General features: G+C 63.4%; 17 protein-coding genes and 1 pseudogene. 13 read left to right on the top strand and 5 right to left on the bottom strand.

Annotated elements, in window-relative coordinates:
- Nucleotides 1-74 precede the first annotated feature (74 nt).
- Complete coding sequence (locus ACD590_RS33260) at nt 75-974, bottom strand: sugar phosphate isomerase/epimerase family protein (protein WP_247265069.1); 900 nt, start codon at nt 972-974, stop codon at nt 75-77.
- Nucleotides 975-985: 11 nt separating this feature from the next.
- A complete protein-coding gene (locus ACD590_RS33255; RefSeq protein WP_168278630.1) occupies nt 986-2,020 on the bottom strand; it encodes a Gfo/Idh/MocA family protein in 1,035 nt (344 codons plus the stop codon).
- 134 nt (nt 2,021-2,154) lie between these two features.
- Between ACD590_RS33255 and ACD590_RS33250 the strand changes: the two genes are divergently transcribed.
- The 3 genes from ACD590_RS33250 to ACD590_RS33240 all read left to right on the top strand — a co-directional run bounded on the left by ACD590_RS33250 (nt 2,155) and on the right by ACD590_RS33240 (nt 3,993).
- A complete protein-coding gene (locus ACD590_RS33250) occupies nt 2,155-3,198 on the top strand; it encodes a substrate-binding domain-containing protein (RefSeq protein ID WP_247265070.1) in 1,044 nt (347 codons plus the stop codon).
- A 103-nt stretch (nt 3,199-3,301) separates the two neighbouring features.
- Entirely contained in the window at nt 3,302-3,562 is a 261-nt protein-coding gene (locus ACD590_RS33245; RefSeq protein ID WP_018246983.1) for a type II toxin-antitoxin system Phd/YefM family antitoxin, read from the top strand.
- Nucleotides 3,562-3,993, top strand: coding sequence for a type II toxin-antitoxin system VapC family toxin (locus ACD590_RS33240; protein ID WP_018246984.1), 432 nt, complete (start codon nt 3,562-3,564; stop codon nt 3,991-3,993). The genes ACD590_RS33245 and ACD590_RS33240 overlap by 1 nt, the downstream gene beginning before the upstream one ends.
- On the opposite strand, the gene ACD590_RS33235 is transcribed toward ACD590_RS33240, so the two are convergent.
- Nucleotides 3,990-5,327 (bottom strand): LLM class flavin-dependent oxidoreductase, encoded by a 1,338-nt coding sequence (locus ACD590_RS33235; RefSeq protein ID WP_439004269.1) that lies wholly within the window; start codon nt 5,325-5,327, stop codon nt 3,990-3,992. The genes ACD590_RS33240 and ACD590_RS33235 overlap by 4 nt on opposite strands.
- A gap of 322 nt (nt 5,328-5,649) precedes the next feature.
- Here ACD590_RS33235 and ACD590_RS33230 point away from each other — a divergent pair, with 322 nt between their 5' ends.
- Nucleotides 5,650-6,867 (top strand): SfnB family sulfur acquisition oxidoreductase, encoded by a 1,218-nt coding sequence (locus tag ACD590_RS33230; protein WP_168278626.1) that lies wholly within the window; start codon nt 5,650-5,652, stop codon nt 6,865-6,867.
- An 81-nt stretch (nt 6,868-6,948) separates the two neighbouring features.
- Here the strand turns inward: ACD590_RS33230 and ACD590_RS33225 are convergent.
- A pseudogene (locus ACD590_RS33225) lies at nt 6,949-8,157 on the bottom strand (acyl-CoA dehydrogenase family protein).
- Nucleotides 8,158-8,233: 76 nt separating this feature from the next.
- The gene (locus ACD590_RS33220) at nt 8,234-9,280 is read right to left on the bottom strand and encodes a substrate-binding domain-containing protein (RefSeq protein WP_439004267.1); all 1,047 of its coding nucleotides are present in this window, start codon (nt 9,278-9,280) and stop codon (nt 8,234-8,236) included.
- A gap of 235 nt (nt 9,281-9,515) precedes the next feature.
- Between ACD590_RS33220 and ACD590_RS33215 the strand changes: the two genes are divergently transcribed.
- The 9 genes from ACD590_RS33215 (at nt 9,516) to ACD590_RS33175 (ending at nt 19,742) form a co-directional block, all read left to right on the top strand.
- Nucleotides 9,516-11,000, top strand: coding sequence for a sugar ABC transporter ATP-binding protein (locus ACD590_RS33215; RefSeq protein ID WP_439004266.1), 1,485 nt, complete (start codon nt 9,516-9,518; stop codon nt 10,998-11,000).
- A complete protein-coding gene (locus ACD590_RS33210) occupies nt 10,997-12,058 on the top strand; it encodes an ABC transporter permease (RefSeq protein ID WP_168278620.1) in 1,062 nt (353 codons plus the stop codon). Before ACD590_RS33215 ends, ACD590_RS33210 begins: the two co-directional genes overlap by 4 nt.
- A gap of 17 nt (nt 12,059-12,075) precedes the next feature.
- Nucleotides 12,076-13,473 carry an LLM class flavin-dependent oxidoreductase gene (locus tag ACD590_RS33205; RefSeq protein WP_018448966.1) on the top strand — a complete coding sequence of 466 codons (1,398 nt, stop codon included), beginning with the start codon at nt 12,076-12,078 and terminating at the stop codon, nt 13,471-13,473.
- Between the two features lie 122 nt (nt 13,474-13,595).
- Nucleotides 13,596-15,206, top strand: coding sequence for an ABC transporter substrate-binding protein (locus ACD590_RS33200; protein ID WP_439004264.1), 1,611 nt, complete (start codon nt 13,596-13,598; stop codon nt 15,204-15,206).
- A gap of 40 nt (nt 15,207-15,246) precedes the next feature.
- Nucleotides 15,247-16,236 carry an ABC transporter permease gene (locus ACD590_RS33195; RefSeq protein WP_439004263.1) on the top strand — a complete coding sequence of 330 codons (990 nt, stop codon included), beginning with the start codon at nt 15,247-15,249 and terminating at the stop codon, nt 16,234-16,236.
- A complete protein-coding gene (locus ACD590_RS33190; RefSeq protein WP_439004262.1) occupies nt 16,233-17,066 on the top strand; it encodes an ABC transporter permease in 834 nt (277 codons plus the stop codon). Before ACD590_RS33195 ends, ACD590_RS33190 begins: the two co-directional genes overlap by 4 nt.
- Nucleotides 17,063-17,857 carry an ABC transporter ATP-binding protein gene (locus tag ACD590_RS33185; protein ID WP_439004261.1) on the top strand — a complete coding sequence of 265 codons (795 nt, stop codon included), beginning with the start codon at nt 17,063-17,065 and terminating at the stop codon, nt 17,855-17,857. Before ACD590_RS33190 ends, ACD590_RS33185 begins: the two co-directional genes overlap by 4 nt.
- A complete protein-coding gene (locus tag ACD590_RS33180) occupies nt 17,854-18,636 on the top strand; it encodes an ABC transporter ATP-binding protein (protein ID WP_282681130.1) in 783 nt (260 codons plus the stop codon). Before ACD590_RS33185 ends, ACD590_RS33180 begins: the two co-directional genes overlap by 4 nt.
- A gap of 11 nt (nt 18,637-18,647) precedes the next feature.
- Entirely contained in the window at nt 18,648-19,742 is a 1,095-nt protein-coding gene (locus tag ACD590_RS33175) for a pyridoxal-phosphate-dependent aminotransferase family protein (RefSeq protein WP_439004260.1), read from the top strand.
- Nucleotides 19,743-19,808: the final 66 nt, after the last annotated feature.

Below are 19,808 nucleotides of genomic sequence, written 5' to 3'. Positions count from 1 at the left end.
CGAAAAGACCACGTTAGTCAGTCATGGCGCCCCCCGGGCCTCCCAGCCCGGCGGCGCCCACCTTAGGCGGTTGATCAGGGATCAACAATGAAATCTCCGCCCCGGCATTTCCTTAGATAGTTGAGCCCGTGGGCCTGGCCAGTCATTTCGAGTTCGTCGCGATAGACCGGGTCGTGCCAGCCTTCGATGTCGATCGAGCCGGACCAGCCGGCAAGGCGCAGCTCGGAAATGATGTCGGTCCAGTTGCTGTCGCCGAAGCCCGGCGTGCGCATGAAGACGAACTTCTCCTTGCCGAAGATGCCGTGTTCCTTGATGACCTCCCAGCGAATGGTCGCGTCCTTGCCGTGGACATGGAAGAACTTGTGCGCCCATTTGCGGATCTGCGGCAAAGGGTCGATCAGATAGACCATCTGATGGCACGGTTCCCACTCCAGCCCGATATTGTCATCCGGCGTCTCGTTGAAGATCAGTTCCCAGGCATCGGGATTATGGGCGATATTCCAGTCGCCGGTCGCCCAGTTGCCGTCCATGGCGCAATTCTCGAAAGCGATTTTGACGCCCTTGTCGGCGGCGCGCTTGGCAAGCTCGCTCCAGATCTGCTTGTAGCGAGGCAGGCTGTCGGTCAGCGGCTTGCCGCGGATGCGCCCGGTGAAGCCGGCAACGCAGGTGGCGCCGAAGTGATGAGCATTGTCGATGCAGTGCTTCCAGCCTTGCAGCGTCTCAAGGTCGATTGCGGTCTCTTCAAGCGGATTGCCGAACATGCCGAGCGTCGAGATGGTGATGTCGCGGTCGCCGATCGCATCGAGGCAGCGCTTGCCGAGTTCGGCAAGATCCTGGCCTTTGGTCGTCTGCCAGAAGAAGGGTTCGAAGCTTTCGAAGCCCATGTCGGCGATCTCGCCGATGCGGGTTGCGGCATCGCCCTTGTTGCCGCTGACCATGGTACCGATACGAATGGATTTTGCAGGGTTGCTCACGTCACTTCATCCTATGCTGAAATTTCGACGCGCCTGCCCGTCTTGGCGCTTTCGATTGCGCCGAAGACCATGGCAAGGCTTCTGATATTGTCGGAATTGACCGTCTCGGGCTGTTTGCCGGTGCCGATCGCAGCGATGAAGTCGGCGATGACGCTGGCGTGGCCATGGGTTTCCTCGTCATGTTCCGGACCGGGAACGTTTACGGCGACAGAGCCGTGCAAAAGGCCGGGCTCTTCGCCGGCAACAGTCGCCTTGAAACTCTCTTCGCCATCCCAGGTGAGCATTCCCTTCGAACCGACGAGACGCCACTGGCTCTCCCAGCTGGTGCGCTCGCCCTCGGCGCACCAGGAGCCGCGATAGGTGAACACGATGTCGTCGGAAAATTCGAAAATGGCGTTGGCCGAGGCGCCGTGCCGGTACCACGAACCCTTTGGATTGCGCTCGACACAATAGACGGCGAGCGGCTTCCTGTCGGCAACGTAGCGCGCCGCATCGAAGGTGTGGATCGCCATGTCGAGAAGCAGGACGTTGTCCATCTCTTCGCGGAAGCCGCCGAAATGCGGTGCCAGGAAGAAGTCGCAATGGATGCCTGTGAGGTCGCCGATCGCGCCGCTGTCGACGAAACGACGCAGGCGCCTGACGCCTGATATGAAGCGACGGTTCTGGATGACGGCGTGGATGCGGCCGGTCTCGGCGGCAAGATTGACCAGCGCAGCGCCCTCGGCAAGCGAGGCGGCCATCGGCTTTTCGCTGAGCACATGGCAGCCGGCCTTGAGTGCCGTCGAAACGACGTCGTAGCGCGCAGCCGGAATGACGATGTCGAAGACCAGGTCGGCCTTCGTGGCCGTGATGACGTCGGACAGGTCCGAACCGATGACGGCGCCATCAAGGCCGAACTCCGCGGCAAGCTTTTCCGCCGTCTCCCGGTTCAGGTCGACAAGGCCGACGATGGTGATGGAGTCGGCCAGCAGAGGGTTGGAAGCGATGGCTCGCAACCAACCTTTGGACATAGCTCCGCACCCGCACAGAATGGCACTGAATTTCACGATTTCCTCCGAGGGAATGGCGCCAACTCCTGATGACACGCACTCCGTAAACGTTTACGACTGTAAACGGAAACATTTTACCGTGTCAATAGAGGCGAAATGCGAAATTGCAGACTGAAAGAAAAACGCGGCCGATGAAGGGGATTCGCCAGCTTGCCGAATACCTGGATATCTCGATCGGCACGGTGTCCCGTGCGCTGAACGGCAAGCCCGATGTCAATGAGGAAACCCGCCGGCGGGTGCTGGCGGCGGCCGACGAACTCGGCTACGTCGCCAACCAGTCTGGGCGGAGCCTGAGGCAGGGGGAGACGAAGGTCATCGGGCTGATGATCGAATCCAGCAAGGAAACGGTCGAGAACGCCGACAACTTCTTCCTCGGCGTCACCAGCGGCCTGCAGAGCGTCCTTGCCCGCCACAAGCTCGACCTCATCATGTTGCCCTGCCCGAGCGACGAGGACCCGCACGAATATCTGAAGCGGATGGTGGCGCGGCGCATCGTCGATGCGATGATCATCTCGGACACGCAGCGCGTCGATCGGCGCATCGACTTTCTGTCGCGGGCGAAGATCCCCTTCGTCGCGCTCGGCCGCAGCCTTTCGGCCAGCAATTTTCCCTGGATCGATCTCGATTTCGAGGGCGTGGCCGACCATGCCGTCGAGCGGTTGATCGCGCTGGGACATCGCCGGATCGCAATCACTGCGCCGTCGAGCGAGGCCAACCTCGGCTATCTCTTTATCGAAAGCTATCGCCGCGCGCTCGAGCGGCACGATATTCCCTTCGACCCCTCGCTCGTCATCCGCGTCAAGTCGAGTGAACAGGGCGGCTATCAGGCGGCTCACGAGCTGCTGCTCCTCGAAGAACGGCCGACGGCGGTGATCCTGATCTACGAGCTGATGGCGATCGGCCTTTATCGCTGCCTGATGGAATCGGGCGTCATGCCCGGCCGCGACCTTGCGGTGATCGGCTTCCGCGACGCTCCGCGCGCACGGTTCCTGCAGCCCTCGCTCAGCTGCTTTCGCATGTCGCTCTACGATCTCGGCGTCGAACTCGGCCGGATGCTTCTCGCCAACATGCCGGTCTATCGAGAGTTTTATCCAGGCGACGGGCGCAACATTATCTGGCCGCTCGAACTGATGGCGGGCGAAAGCGACGCGTTTCGGGTTGGGGTCATGGCCTGAGCGCGATCGGCTTGCTTCCGGAAAGCAGAAAGCGAGGCCGTCCATTTCGGCGATCTTGTAAATCGAGCCGGATGTAGTATATTTCTTAACAAATGTAGTATGGATGATTTCGATGAAAATGTCCTTCATGACCAGTGCCGCCTTCAATCAGAATCCGAGCAAAGCGAAGAAGGAGGCGAGCGAGCAGCCACTCGTGATCACCGATCACGGTGAGGCAGCCTACGTGCTTGTCAGCTATGCCGAATTCCAGGCGAACTGGAAGGCGCCCAAGACCCTTTTTGCGGCCCTGCGCGATCCGGGGGCCGATGAAAGAGAGTTCGAACCTGAGCGGCTGAACTTCGACAACAGGACCGTCGAGTTCTAATGGCATTTCTGCTCGACACGAATGTCATCTCTGCTGCGCGAAGGGTCGAACGGCAGGCGGCGGAATTCCAGAACTTCATGAAGGAGTTTTCGGTCGCCGATGCCTATCTCTCGGCGATCACCATTATGGAAATCCAGTTCGGCATCCAGCGCGAGCGGGCAAAGGATCCTGGTTTCGCCGAGGATCTCCGCCGCTGGATGGATGAGATCGTGCTTGCCGAATTCGCCGAACGCATCCTGCCCTTCGATGCCGCAACGGCAAGCCGGGCCGGCCTGCTGCCGACCCCGGACAAGCGCCCCTCCGCCGATGCGATGATCGCCGCCACCGCGCTGGAGCACGAGCTGAAACTGGTTACGCGCAATGTCGCGCATTTCATCCCGCTCGGGATCGAATGCATCGATCCCTGGCGCTTTGCCGGCCTGCAAACCTAAGCACCAGCAGCAAAGAACCGGTTCTCCGGCCGCGGCAATCCGAGATGCTCGCGCAGTGTCGTGCCTTCGTATTCGCTGCGGAACAGGCCGCGGCGCTGAAGCTCGGGAACCAACCGTTCGGTGACGTCGAGGAGACCCTGCGGCAGATAGGGAAAGACGACGTTGAATCCGTCCGAGCCTTCCTCGTCCAGCCAGCGCTCCATGTCGTCGGCGATACTTGCCGGCGTGCCTACGAAGGCAAGGCCGGCATAGCCGCCATAACGCTGCGCCAGCTGCCGCACCGTCAGATTTTCTTCCGCGGCAAGTTTCAGCACCTGGGCGCGGCCGGTCTTGCTGGCATTGGTGTCGGGAATATCTGATGGTAGCGGTGCGTCGGGATCGAAGCCCGAAGCGTCATGGCCGAGCGCGATCGAAAGCGAGGCGATAGCGCTGTCGTAATGCACCAGGCTGTCGAGCGTGGCGCGTTTGGCGCGGGCCTCCTCGATGCTGTCGCCGACGATGACGAAGGCGGCGGGCAGGATCTTCAGATGGTCGCGGTTGCGGCCGATGGCTTCCATGCGGCCTTTGATATCGGCATAAAGCGCCTTGCCGGCGGCCAGATCGCGCGGCGAACAGAAGACCATCTCGGCGGTCTCAGCGGCAAGCTGGCGACCGGGGTCCGACTGGCCGGCCTGGACGATGACGGGCCAACCCTGCGGCGGCCGGGCGATATTGAGCGGCCCACGCACGCTGAGTTCGTCACCCTTGTGGTTCAGCACATGCATCTTCGCCGGATCGAAGAACAGACCGCTTTCCCGGTCGCGCATGAAGGCATCGTCGGCGAAGCTGTCCCAGAGCCCGGTGACGACATCGTAGAATTCCCGGGCGCGATGATACCGCTCGCCATGCTCCACATGTTCGTCGAGGCCGAAATTGAGAGCGGCGTCGGGGTTCGAGGTCGTGACGATGTTCCACCCGGCGCGGCCGCCGCTGATATGGTCGAGCGAGGCGAACCGCCGGGCGATGTGATAGGGCTCGTCGAAGGTGGTGGAGGCCGTGGCGACAAGGCCGATGCGCTCAGTCACCCCTGCCAGCGCTGATAGCAATGTGAAGGGCTCGAAGGAGGTAACGGTGTGGCTGCGCCTGAGCGCCTCGACCGGCATGTTGAGCACGGCAAGATGATCGGCCATGAAGAAGGCGTCGAATTTCGCCCGTTCCAGCGCCTGCGCGAAGGATTTCAGATGGGCGAAATTAAAATTGGCGTCGGGATAAGAACCGGGATAGCGCCAGGCGCCGGTATGCAGGCTGACGGGACGCATGAAGGCGCCGAGGCGCAACTGCCGTGAACGGGTCATGATTTTCCTCATGGATCGGGCAAGGCGGTCGCCCTGCCCCGCATTGGGCGTTCTTTCTGCAACCGGCGCGGTGACGCACCTGACATCGGTTACGTAGGAGGTCGCCGTCGTCAAAACGAGACCGGGAGCGCCAGTTCTGGGCAGGAATTTCATCGCTTCCCAGGCGACTTCGTCGGACGAGTGCCGGACCGCGACACTAATCGCGGCGGTCTAAGCCTGATAAGCAAACACTTTTCATTTTCCATCGCATCTATAGAATTTGTGCTCTTATCTCGACGCTTAATTTCTTTCACCGATAGGCTCGTCAGAATTGGAGACATCGATGAACACCGTGCTGAGGCAAGCAGATCAGATCCGGCCCGTGGCCGACCGTATCGGCAGCGATGACGAGGCGATCGCCACCGCCCGCAGACTGGCGGCGCAATTTGCCGCACGCGCAGCCGAGCGCGACGCCGACCGGATCCTGCCGTTTTCCGAACTCGATCTTCTCGCCCAGTCCGGCCTTCTGGCGATCACCGTGCCTGCGCAATATGGCGGGCTCGACGTCTCCAACGCCGTGCTTGCCGAGATCACCGCGATCCTGTCCGAGGCGGATGGTTCGATCGGCCAGATCCCGCAGAACCATTTCTATATTCTCGAGGCGCTCAGAACCGACGGTGGCGAGGAGCAGCAGCGTTATTTCTTCGGCCGGGTGCTGGCCGGCGATCGTTTCGGCAATGCGCTTTCCGAGCGCGGCACGAAGACGGTCGGCCACTACAATACGCGCATCACCCGCGACGGGCCGGGTTACCGGATCAATGGCCGCAAATTCTATTCGACCGGCGTCCTTTTCGCCGACTGGATCACCATCTTTGCGCTCGATCCGGAGGATCGGCTGACCATGGCCTTCGTGCCGAAGGGCACCGACGGCGTCGAGATCGTCGACGACTGGGACGGCTTCGGCCAGCGCACCACCGGCAGCGGCACGACCATCCTCGACAATGTCTATGTCAGCGCCGATTCCGTGGTCTTCCACCACAAAGGTTTTGAACGGCCGACGACGATTGGCTCCGTCGGTCAGATCATCCATGCCGGCGTCGATCTCGGTATCGCACGGGCAGCCTTTGCCGAAACGCTTGATTTCATCAGGACGAAATCGCGCCCGTGGATGGATAGCGGCCTTGACCGCGCCTCAGACGATCCGCTGACGATCGCCAAGGTCGGCCAGATCGCCATCCGCCTGGAAGCCGCAACGGCTCTTGTCGAGCGCGCAGGCCACAAGGTCGATGCCGCGCAGGTCGAGACGACGGAGGAAAAGGTGGTCGCGGCGACGCTTGCGGTTGCCGCCGCCAAGGTGCTGACCACCGAAGTGGCGATCGAGGCCTCAAACACGCTCTTCGAGCTTGCCGGAACCTCGTCGGTGCAGGCCGGCCTCAACCTCGACCGCCACTGGCGCAATGCCCGCACCCATACGCTGCACGATCCCGTGCGCTGGAAATATCACGTCGTCGGCAACTACCATCTGAACGGCGTTACGCCGCCGAAAAACGGCGCGCTCTGAAATTTTCGTTGCTGCTAAACGAAAACCCCACCGCCGGTGCCGGCAGTGGGGTTTTTCACTTTCGATCACAGCGCGGCCGCCTCAGCTATAGAGGCTGACTTCCGGTATCCTGTCGTTCAGCACGAATTCGCCAACTTCCTTCGCCTTGTAGAAAACGGGATCGTGCAGCGTGTGGGTACGGACATTGCGCCAGAAGCGGTCGAAGCGGTATTTGTCGGCCGTCGAGCGCGCGCCTGTCAGCTCGAAGACGCGCGAGGTAATGTCGAGCGAGACATGGGTGGCGTGGACCTTGGCGGTATAGGCTTCCGCCGCCGCCTCGCCGCGCTCGCGCGCGGTGACGTCGCGGCCGCGGGCAAGGCCCGCCTGCACGGCTGATGCCGCGCTGTCGGCAAGGGCCGCCGAGGCCTTCAGCGCGGCGGTGAATTCGCCGACGCGTTCGAGGATATATGGATCATCCGCCGCCCGCTCGACACCTGACGTGATCCACGGCCGGGTGGTGGTTCTGACGTAATCGACGGCCGCCTGCAGAGCGCCTTCGGCGGTACCGAGATAGAAATTGACGAAGACCAGCTGGATGAACGGCGTGTTGAAGGTCGACAATACAGGCGGCGCCACATCAGGTGCGGCCGGCGCGCCGACGAAATCCTCCTCGTAGACGGGGAAGTCGCGGAACTCGACGCTGCCGCTGTCGGAGAGGCGCTGGCCGATATTGTCCCAGTCGTCATTGGCGACGTAGCCGGGGCGATTGGTCGGCACGGCGAAGCCGGCGATCTTGTCGTCGAGCGTCGCATTGGCATTGATATAGTCGGAGACCCGCGCCGCGGTGGAGAAGGACTTGCGCCCGTTCAGCACATAGCCGTTGCCGCGGCGGGTGAGCACCAGCCCGGTATCGCGCGGATTGACGGCCGCACCCCAATAGAGGTTCCTGGCGACCGTATCGCTGCCCAGCGCATGGGCGCGTGCGGCATCGAGGGCCTAATAGATATACTGGCTGTTGACATAGTGGTAGCCGAGCAGCTGGCCAATCGAGCTCTCGCCACGGGCGAGGATGCGCACCAGCCTCAGCCCGTCGACCCAATCGAGGCCACCGCCGCCGATTTGCGTGGGATGCAGCGCATTGAGCAGCCCGGCATTTTTCAGCTTGATGATCTCGGCAAGCGGCGGGCGGCCTTCGCGGTCGAGGTCTGCGGCGCGCCCGGAAAGATCGGCAGAGATCTCCTCGGCACGGGCAAAGAGGTCTTCTCGCGTCGGATTGCGGCTCACCGCGAAGACGACATTGGACTGGCTCATGCGCGAAACTCCAATTCTCCAAAAGGGGATCCGGCGGGAGCTTGACGCTCCCACCGGAAGGATGAGGGTGACCTCCTCAGAAAAGCTTGTCCGGGATCCAGCTCGCGGTCGCCGCATCGCTCGTGCTGAAGGCGGGGATCTTCGCAGCCAGTTCCTCGATCGTCTTGACGCCGGCCGCGCGCAGGCTCTCCTGCGTCAGAAGCGTCGGCTTCACGGTAATCTGACGGGGAACCGTCTGGCCGGCGATCTCCAGGGCGGCGGCACGTATGGAAACGGCGCCGACGACGGCGGGGTTGGTGGCGACGGTCGCAACCCAGGGGCTGCCCTCCTCGGTGATTTCCTGGATATCGGCCGTCGAGACGTCGGCCGAATAGATCTTCAGCTTCTTTGCTATGCCGAGGTCGTTGGCCGCGAGCTTCACACCGCGGGCGAATTCGTCATAGGGGGCAAAAACAACCGATATATTGGGATTGGCGGTGAGCGCGGCCTTCGCCTGGTCGGCGGTCGAGGTCGCCGTCGTGTCGCTGACATTGCCGAAACGGGCCTTTTCGACCACGCCCTTATTCTCCGACTTGAACTTGTCCCAGACCTCGTTGCGGCGGTCGAGCGGCGCAAAGCCCGCGACATAGACATAACCGGCGTTGAAGTCTTTGCCGTTGTCCTTCACCACCTGTTCGAGCGCAAGAGAGGCGAGCTCGTGATCGCTCTGCTCCACCTGCGGGATCTTGGGGTTGTTGAGGTTGACGTCGAAGGCCACGACCTTGATGCCCTTGTCGAGCGCCTGCTGCACGACGTCGCCGAGCGATTCCGGCAGGCCGTGGTCTATGACGATGCCGGAGACGCCGAGATTGATCGCCTGCAGGATCTGCTCGCGCTGCTCGGCGGCGTCCTGCCGTCCGGGGAAGACGCGCAGGTCGATATCCAGCGCCTTGGCCTGGGCTTCCGCACCGGCCTGGTAGGCCTGGAAGAAATCGCCGGCCGAGATGTAGCTGATCAGAGCCACCTTGACGCCGCCCTTATCGAAGGGGGCCGGAGCGCCGGACAGGCCGTCGGCTTTGGCGGCTTGAATGAAAATGAACGGAATGACGGCGGCAGACAGTGCGAGCCGTGCGAGGGATTTCATCGTCGCGTTCCTTCTAGCAAACGAAAGCGTCGTCTGACAGGTCTGACAGCCCTCGCGACGCGTCGGATTATTTAGATATAATCTCTATGTTTTTAGTAGAGTAAATGATCCGATTTTACGGGCTGCGGGAGACTCTTTGTTTCCCGAGGACAGTTTGTGAGGGAAAGGCGTGCCTGGAGTTCGACCGCCCGGACAGGGCACACTCCGGCTTCGAATGCAGCCCCGGACACTATTGATGCCGCTTCTTCACATTGAAAACATCACCCGCAGTTTCGGGTCGACGCGGGCGCTTGCCGGTGCTGATCTGTCGATGGAGCGCGGTGAGATCGTGGCGCTGATGGGTGCAAACGGCGCGGGCAAATCGACGCTGGTGAAGATTCTTTCCGGCGTGCTTCCGGCCGATGGCGGCACGGTCAGTCTCGACGGTCGCCCCTTTGCGCCGCGCAGCCCGGCCGAAGCGGCGAAGGCTGGCGTCGTGACGGTGCATCAGTCGACAGACCTGGTCGGCGCCGCCGGCCTGACGGTTGCCGATGCGCTGCTGCTCAACCGGTTCGCCGATCGCAGCACGCCCTTCTTCGTCTCGCGCGCCGGCATCCGTCGCGCCGCGCAGACAATGCTCGATGCCGCCGGCTTCAGCCTGCCGCTGGAGCGTGATTTCGGCGAGCTCACCAGCGCCGACCGGCAACTGGTGGCGATCGCCCGGGCGCTTGCCAACCGTGCAGATCTCCTCATCCTCGACGAGCCGACGGCGAGCCTTTCCGGAGAAGAAAGCCGCCGCCTCTTCGATATTCTGCTGAAGCTTCGCAAGCGGGGCCTGGCAATCCTCTATATCTCGCACCGTACCGCCGATCTCGAAGCCATCGCCGACCGCGCGCTGGTCATGCGCGGCGGCCGCGTCGTCGGCACTTTCTCGCGGCCGATCGATTTTTCGACCGCCATCGAGACGATGATCGGCCGCAGACTGGATGCGGCCCGGCCGGATGCGCGGCCTGCGACCGGTGCGGCGATTTTGGAGATGCGTGATATCAGCCTGCTCCCTGAAGCCGCTTCCTTCGATCTTTCATTGTATGAGGGCGAGGTGGTGGCGGTAACAGGCGTGCTCGGCGCCGGCAAGAGCCGGTTGCTCCAGGCGATCTTCGGCGTGACGGCGCTTGCCGGTGGGACAATGTTCCTCGGTGGCCGGCCCTATCGGCCGAAAAGCCCGGCCGAGGCGATCGCCGCAGGCGTGGCGATGGCGGCCGAAGACCGTCATCGTTCCTCGCTGATGCCACCGGCATGGCCCGGCCATTCGCTGTCGGCAACCATCAGTCTGCCGCATCTTGGCAAATGGTATCCGCACGGTTTCCTGGTCGGCGGCCGTGAACGACGCGAGGCCGAACAGGCAATCGCCCGTCTCGGGATCAAGGCTGCGGGTCCACTCGCCTCGGTCTGGTCGCTGTCCGGCGGCAACCAGCAGAAGGCGGTGATCGCCCGCTGGGAGGCGGAACCGAGCCGGCTGCTGCTGCTCGACGAGCCCTTCCAGGGCGTCGACGTCGGCGCCCGCCACGACATCATCCGGGCAATTCGCGCCCGCACCGACAGGGCGACGCTGATCGCGACCTCCGATCCGGAGGAGGCCTATGAGGTGGCCGACCGCATCCTCGTCATCGACCGCCACGTGTTGAGGCCTGCGGCAGACGGGGCCCCTCTTGCCTCCGCCATCCAAGGAATATCCGTATGACGACGATCGACGACGACACTCTTCCACAGGCAAGCGCCCGGCCGAAGGCATCGCCGCAAGCTGATAGCGGTCGTCTCGCAGCCCTCGGGGCCTTCCTCCGGGCGGGCGCGGTGTTCATCCTGCTGGCACTGCTCGTCGTCGGCTTCACCATCGCCCAACCCGCCTTCATCAATATCGCCAATCTGATGAGCATCCTGCAGGCGGTGTCCGTCGTCGCCATTCTCGGCGCCGGCGTCACCGTCACGTTGGCCGTCGGCGGTTTCGACCTGTCGATCGGCGCGGTCGCCGCATCGAGCGTGATGGCAGCGAGTTACGCGATGATCGTCTGGCACCTTGATGCCTATTCGACGGTGCCGCTGGTGCTCGCCTTTGGCGCCCTGATCGGCCTCGTCAACGCCTTCCTCATCGTGCGCCTGAAGGTGCCTGATCTCTTGGCGACGCTGGCGATGATGTTTCTGCTTTCCGGCCTGCAGCTGATCCCGACCGCCGGCCGATCGATTTCGGCCGGCCTTACCCTGCCTGACGGCTCGAAGGCGACCGGCGCCTACGACCCGGCCTTTCTGCTGATCGGCCGCTACAGCATCCTCGGCACCCTGCCCGTTTCCGTGGTGCTGATGGCGGTGGTCGCCGTCGCACTCTTCATTCTCACTGAACGCACCCGCATCGGCCGATTGCTGTTTGCGACCGGCGGCAACGAGGTCGCGACCCGGCTTGCCGGCGCGTCGACAGTCCGGCTGAAGACGCTCGCCTATGTCATTTCTGGCACGCTGGCGGCGCTGGGCGGCATCGTCATCGCCGCCCGCGTCGGGCGTGGCGATGTCTCCTCCGGAGGTTCGCTGCTGATGGATTCGGTCGCCGCCGCGCTGATCGGTTTCGCCGTCTTCAACCTGCGGCGTCCAAACGTGCTCGGCACCATTGCCGGCGCCGTCTTCGTCGGCGTGCTGCTGAACGGTCTCACCATGCTGAATGCTCCCTATTACACCCAGGATTTCGTCAAGGGCGCCGTGCTCGTCGGAGCCTTAGCGCTGACCTACGGCCTCGGCCGCAGCAATCCCTAATTCCAAGGAAGAAAGACATGACCCGCGAAATCAGGCTGAACGCCTTCGACATGAATTGCGTTGGACACCAGTCGCCGGGGCTCTGGCGCCATCCGCGCGACAAGTCCTGGACCTACAAGGATCTCGATTATTGGGTGCATCTGGCAAAGACGTTGGAGCGCGGCAAGTTCGATGGGCTGTTTATCGCCGACGTGCTTGGGGTCTACGATGTGCTGCACGGCAATGTCGACGCCGCACTTCGCCATTCGGCGCAGGTGCCGGTCAATGATCCGCTGCAGCTCATCCCCACCATGGCCTATGAGACCGAACACCTTGGATTCGGCCTGACGGCGTCGCTCTCCTTCGAGCATCCCTATACCTTCGCCCGCCGCATCTCGACGCTCGACCATCTGACCAAAGGCCGTGTCGGCTGGAATATCGTCACCTCTTACCTCAACAGCGGCGCGCTCAATATCGGCCAGCCGGCGCAGACGAAGCACGATGACCGCTACGACCTCGCCGAGGAATATCTCGAGGTCTGCTACAAGCTCTGGGAGGGAAGCTGGGAGGACGGCGCCGTCGTTCGCGACCGCGAAAGCGGCATCTTCACCCATCCGGAAAAAGTCCATCCGATCCGCCATTCCGGCAAGCATTTCAACGTGCCCGGCATTCACTTGAGCGAACCCTCGCCGCAACGTACACCGGTGCTCTACCAGGCCGGCGCCTCCAGCCGCGGCAAGGATTTCGCCGGCGCCCATGCCGAATGCATTTTTGTCGCGTCCCCGTCGAAAGCCGTGCTGAAGCGTTACGTCGCCAATGTCCGCGAGGCGGCGGAACGGGTCGGCCGCAACCCGCGCGAAATCCTCGCCTTCAACCTGCAAACCGTGATCCTCGGCGAAACGGATGCGGAAGCACAGCGGAAGTTCAACGAATACCGCAAATACGCTTCCTTCGAAGGCGCGCTGACACTGATCTCCGGCTGGACCGGCATCGATTTCGGCCAGTTCGGGCCGGACGAGGTGCTGCGGCACCGTCATACCAATGCGGTGCAATCGGCCGTCGAAACCTTCACCACAATCGATCCCACCAAGGAATGGACGGTGCGCGAAATGGCCGACTGGGTCGGCATCGGCGGTTTCGGCCCGGTTTTCGTCGGCTCGCCGCAGACGGTCGCCGATCTGATGCAGGAATGGATCGAAGACACCGATGTCGACGGCTTCAACCTTGCCTATGCCGTGACGCCCGAAAGTTTCGAGGACGCGGTCGATCTGCTGGTGCCGGAACTGCAAAAGCGCGGCGTCTACAAGACCGAATACGCCAAGGGAACGCTGCGCGAAAAGCTCGGGGGAGCGGGGCCGCGGCTCGTCGCGCCACATCCGGGCGCCGCTTATCGCAATCTCTTCGACGCGCCCGCACGTGTCGCCGCCAACGGCTGAGCGAATAATGGCTGGGTGACAAAAAATATCTCGCCCAGCCCGACCATTCGAATCTAACCTCTATGACAATTTGCATTTCGCCCTGAATATGGGCACCCGAATTTCACCGATCAGGAGGGGTCATGACCGTATCATCTATCTCGCGGCGCACGCTGATGAAGGGCACCGCCCTGCTCCTTGCCTCGACGGCGCTCGCCCGGCAGGCGCTCGCGCAGACCGCGCCCGCCGGCGGCCGGCTGATCGTTGCAGCCGATTCCGAACCGAAGAACCTCAATCCTGCCATCGTCGCCTCGAACGGCGTATTTTTCGTCGCAAGCAAGGTGATCGAGCCGCTCGCCGAAGCGTCGTTCGACGGCAAGGATGGGCTTTCGCCGCGCCTCGCCACCTCCTGGGAAGGCTCGGCCGATGGCCTCTCCGTCACCTTCAAGCTCCGCGACGGCGTCACCTGGCACGATGGCAAGCCGTTTACCTCGGTCGATGTAGCCTTCTCGGCGCTCAACGTCTGGAAGCCGCTGCAGAATCTCGGCCGCCTGGTCTTTGCCAATCTTCAAGCCGTCGATACGCCCGACGATTACACCGCCATCTTCCGCTTCTCCAAGCCGACGCCGTTCCAGCTGATCCGCAACGCGCTCCCTGTCGTCACCAGCGTCGTCGCCAAGCACATCTTCGACGGCACCGATATCGCCACCAATCCGGCGAACAACACGCTGATCGGCACCGGTCCCTTCAAGTTCGCCGAACACAAGCCCGGCGAATATTACCGGCTGACGCGCAACGAGAATTATTGGGACAAGGACCAGCCGAAACTCGACGAGATCGTCTTCCGCGTGCTGCCCGATCGCGAAGCGGCAGGTTCGGCGCTCGAAGCAGACGAAATCCAGCTTGCCGCCTTCTCCGCGGTGCCGCTCGCCGATCTCGACCGCATTTCGAAGGTCGGCGGCATCAAGGTGATCTCAAAGGGTTACGAGGCTTTGACCTATCAGCTCGTCGTCGAGATCAATCATCGCCGCAAGGAACTGGCCGATCTCAGAGTCCGTCAGGCGATCGCGCAGGCGATCGACAAGAAATTCGTGGTCGACACGATCTTCCTCGGTTACGCCGCCGCCTCGACCGGTCCGGTGCCGAAGAATGCGCCGGAGTTCTATACATCAGATGTCGCGGCCTATGATTTCAACCCCGCAGCGGCGAACGATATCCTCGATAAAGCAGGATACAAACAGGGGGCAGACGGCAACCGCTTTACGCTGAAGCTCCGCCCCGCGCCCTATTTTAACGAGACCCGCCAGTTCGGCGATTACCTTCGCCAGGCGCTTGCCGTGATCGGTATCGATGCCGAGATCGTCAATGCCGATGCGGCCGCACATCAGAAGGCAGTCTATACCGACCACGACTTCGACCTCGCCGTCGGTCCGCCGGTCTTCCGTGGCGATCCGGCGATCTCCACCACCATTCTCGTCCAGTCCGGCACCCCTGATGGTGTGCCCTTCTCCAACCAGGGCGGCTACGTCAATCCGGAGCTCGACAAGATCATCAAGCAGGCCTCCGAGACGGTCGACACTGCGGCGCGCACCGATCTCTACCGCAAGTTCCAGCAGCTCGTCGTCGGCGATCTGCCGCTGATCAACGTTGCGGAATGGGGGTTCATCACCGTCGCGCGCGACACCGTGCTCAACGTCGCAGACAATCCGCGCTGGGCGGTCTCGAACTGGGGCGATACCACGCTGCAATCGTGATAGAATCGGCGGCAATTCTCTTCCAGAGGCCCTGTCCGGCGTGAAACGAGCCATCATCCTCCTGAGGCGCAGGGCGATCAGCAGCATTCCGGTGCTGCTGATCGTGGTGATCTTCACCTTTTTCCTGCTCGAAACCGCCTCGGGCGATGCCGTCGACGCCTATCTCGGCTCGATCGGCGGCGGCGATGCCGCACTTAAGCAGTCGCTGCGCGAGAGCTATGACCTCGACCAATCGATGCTCGCGCGCCTTTGGCTCTATCTTTCCTCGCTCGCACGCTTCGATCTCGGCTGGTCGGTCGCCTTCAACAGGCCGGTCGTTGCGCTCATCGCTGAACGGTTGCCCAATACGCTGCTGCTGATGGGCAGTGCGACGGCGCTTTCCTTCGGTCTCGGCTCGGCGCTCGGCATCCTTGCCGGGGCGCGGCCGGGTGGCCTACGGGACCGGCTGCTGTCGATCGGCTCGCTGATTGTTTACGCCATTCCGAGTTTCTGGCTCGGTCTGGTTCTGAGCATCGCTTTCTCGGTGAAGCTGCGCTGGTTTCCGATCGCTGGCGTCGAGACGATCGCTTCCGGCAAGACGGGTTTTTCGCGCGCGCTCGATATCTCAGATCATCTGGTTCTGCCGGTGAGCGCACTGGCCCTGATCTATCTCGCCTTGTTCCTGCGGGTGATGCGCAGCGGTATGGCCGAGGCGTGGAAGCTGGATTTCGTGCTCTTCGCCCGGGCCAAGGGCCTGTCGCGCAGCCGCATCGTGCTGCGTCACGTGGCGCGTAATGCGCTGCTGCCGCTCGTCACCATGCTCGGGCTGCAGTCGGCGGCCATGCTCGGCGGCAGCGTGGTGATCGAGAGCGTCTTTGCGATCCCGGGTTTCGGCCGGCTGGCGCAGGAGGCGGTCAACGGCCGCGACGCGCCGCTGCTGATGGGCATCGTCGTCACCAGCGCCGTCCTCGTCATCTCGGTCAATTTCCTCGTCGATCTCGTCTATGCCGCGCTCGACCCGCGCATCGGGGCATCGGAGGGCGGCGTATGAGCTGGCTGCGGCGCCTGCTGCGCACGCCGGAGGGTGTGGCCGGATTTGCGATCCTTTTCGTCCTGCTTTCGGCCGGACTGCTCGCTCCCGTCATTTCGCCGGGCGATCCGCTGAAAATTGCCGGCCGCGCCCTGCTGGCGCCGTTCGCCGATCCGGCTTTTCCGCTCGGCACCGACCGTCTCGGCCGCGACGTCCTGGCGGGGTTGCTCTACGGCGCGCGAACCTCGCTTGCCGTCGGTGTGGCGGCAGCGTTTTCGGCCATGGTGCTGGGGCTCTGCGTCGGCCTGGCTGCCGGTTTTGCCGGCGGGCTCATTGACGAGGCGCTGATGCGGGTGGTCGACGCCTTCCAGATCGTACCGGCTTTCTTGCTCGCTCTTGCTTTCGTCAGCACCATCGGGGTGTCGACGCCCGTTGTCGTCCTTGCCATCGCACTCGGTACCTGGGCCGATCCGGCGCGGCTGACGAGGGCGCAGGTGCTTGCAATCCGCGAGCAGGATTACGTCGCCTCGGCAAGGGTGATCGGCATGCATCCGGCCGAGATCGCCTTCCGGGAAATCCTGCCAAACGCGTTGCCGCCGGTGCTGGCGCTCTCCGCCACCATCGTCGCCGGTGCGATCCTCACCGAGGCGGCGCTGGCCTTCCTTGGCCTTGGCAATCCCAATATCGCCACTTGGGGTTCGATGATCGCCGAAGGTCGCAGCGTGCTGCGTTCGGCATCCTATCTCTCAGTCATACCGGGCGCTGCGCTCGCCACGACCGTGCTCGGCGTCCATCTCTTCAGCGAGGGGCTCGGCAAGGTGCTTGGCGATGACGGTGTGAGGGCGACATGAGCGGCATTTTCTGCAGCCTGCGACAGCTTTCGGTCACCTATGGGCGCGACAGGAATAGCGCGGCCGCGCTCGATGGCGTTGATCTCGATATCGTCGCCGGCGAAAGGCTGGCGATCATCGGCGAAAGCGGCTCCGGCAAGAGCACGCTTGCCCGCGCGCTTGCCGGCCTGCTGCCGGAGGGAGCGAAGGTCGGCGGCGAGATGCTCTGGCCCGGACTTGGTCGTCCGCCGCGCCCAGGCCGCGACTTCGGCTTGGTTTTCCAGGATCCAGGCTCCAGCCTCAATCCCGTCCTGACGGTCGGCGAGCAGGTTGCCGAAGGCGCCAGGCGCCATCTCGGCCTCAGCTGGAAGCAGGCCTATGTCAGGGCATGGGAATTACTCGGGCGGGTGCGAATACCGCAGCCTGACAAGGCCATGCGGGCCTTTCCGCATCAGCTTTCCGGCGGCCAGCGCCAGCGTGTGGCGATCGCGGCGGCCATCGCTGCGCAACCTGCCCTACTGATCGCCGACGAGGCGACCAATGCGCTCGACGTCGTCGTTCAGGCCGAGATCGTCCGCCTGCTCGACGGGCTGGTACGCGAGGACGGTATGACGCTGCTCTTCATCACCCACGACATCGCGCTTGCCTCCGGATTCGTCGATCGCATCGCCGTTTTCCGCAATGCCAAGCTGGTCGAGGCGGGCCCCGTCCGTTCAGTGCTTTCGGCGCCGAAAAGCGACTATACCGCCGCCCTCATCGCCAGCCATCGCGACCTCGCAACGCCGCCGCTGATCGCGGAGGTGCCGGCATGAACGATACCTTGCTTTCCGTCGAAAACCTGTCGAAAGGTTTTTCTTCTGCGGGCCGCCAGGTTGCCGCTCTCGACAATGTGTCGCTGACGATCGCGCCTGGGGAAACGCTCGGTCTCGTCGGCGCCTCCGGCAGCGGGAAATCGACGCTGTCGCGCATTCTGCTGCGGCTTCTCAGCGCCGATGCCGGCTCGATCCGCTTCGAGGGAGAGGATTGGTTCGCTCTGAACGGCGCGTCTTTGCGCCGCCGGCGGGCGCGCATGCAGATGGTGTTTCAGGATCCGCTTGCGGCCTTCAATCCGTTGGCGACCGTCGGCACGGTGCTCGACGATCCGCTTCGCATCCACGGCATCGCGGCGAAAGACCGACGCCCGGGCGAGATCGTCATGCTTCTCGAACGTGTCGGCCTGCCTGTCGATTATGCCGACAGGCCAGTTCGCGCACTCTCCGGTGGCCAGCGGCAGCGTGTGGCAATCGCGAGGGCGATTGCGACACGGCCCTCGCTGCTGGTGCTCGACGAGGCGGTCTCGGCTCTCGATGTGACCGTCCGCGGCCGGATCCTCGAGCTCCTGGTCGATCTGCAGAAAGAACAGGGCATTGCCTGTCTGTTCATTTCGCACGATCTTGCCGTGGTCCGGGCCGTCTCCCACCGCATCGCCGTCATGGATGGCGGGCGGATCGTCGAGACCGGTCCGGCAGCGGCGGTCGTTGCGGCGCCGCAATCCGAGGCTGCCCGTGCGCTCGTTGCCGCCGTCCCCCGTCTCGTGACCGATCCCTGCTGAAGGAAGTATCCATGTCCGATCTTGGTTGGAATCCCCTGCATGGCGTGCCCTCCTATCCCGCGGAGCGCTACGCCGTCCTTGCCGACAGAATCGGCGGCATCTTGCGCAGCCGCAACGATATATTGCTGGTGCAGGCCGAGGCGGTGGTGGCGCTGGAGGCGGCTGCCGTCAGCCTTGCGCGCCCGGGCCTCACAGCACTCAACATCGTCACCAGCCTCTATGGCGGCTGGTTCGGGCAATGGCTGCGGCGGGGCGGTGCGACGGTCGCCGATATCGTCGCCGAACCGGGCCTGCCGATCGAGATCGAAGCAGTCGCCAAAGCGCTCGACGCCGGTCCTCGCATCGATGTGCTCGCTCTTGTGCACGCGGAATCTGCAAGCGGCATCCTCAACCCCCTGCCCGAGATACTGGCGCTTGCCCGGGCCCGCGGCATCGTCACCATCGTCGATGCAGTGGCCTCGGTCGGCGGTCATGGTTTCGAAGTCGACGATCTCGGCATCGACATTGCGGTTGTCGGCCCGCAAAAGGCGCTCGGCGGGCCTGCCGGCGTGTCCGCACTCTCGGTCAGCCACCGCGCCTGGGATCTGATCCTGACGGATGGCGCACCGTGCGATTCGATCTTGTCGTTGGCCGATCTGAAGACCTGGGTCGACAGCGGCCGACGCGGCCTGCCGGGAACGCCGGCGCCGCTGGAATTCTTCGCGCTGGAAACGGCGCTCGACCGCGTCGAGGCCGAAGGCCTGGAGAATATCGTCGCCCGCCATGCGCTGGCGGCATCGGCGACACGGGCGGGGCTTGCCGCGCTCGGCGCCCCGGACTGGGTACCGGCAGCAAAGGCTTCGAACCTGGTGACGGCGGTGCCGGTGCCGGAGGCACTGGCGCCTGCCGCGCTGATCGCAGCCGCCGGGCAGTTGGGAGTCGAGCTGACCGAAGGCGTCGGAACTGGGCCGGCCCGTCTCTTGCGGCTGAACCACACTGGTCCGCGCGCCGCATTCCAGACGGTGCTCTCGAACGTCGTGGCGTATGGCGCGGCCCTCAGGCAGACCGGCCATCCCTCGGATATATCAGCCGCTGCGGAGGCAATATCCGCAGCCTACAGCCGATGAAAGCCGTATTCGGCCCTTGATAATCATGGCTCATCAAGGCAGGAGAGTGGTATCGCGGAGACTTGG

It is taken from the genome of Rhizobium sp. 862_C5_N1_2 (assembly GCF_051811205.1).
GTDB lineage: Bacteria > Pseudomonadota > Alphaproteobacteria > Rhizobiales > Rhizobiaceae > Rhizobium > Rhizobium leguminosarum.
The sequence above is the reverse complement of the archived record's forward strand: the minus strand, read 5'-3'. Positions and strand labels throughout refer to the sequence as shown.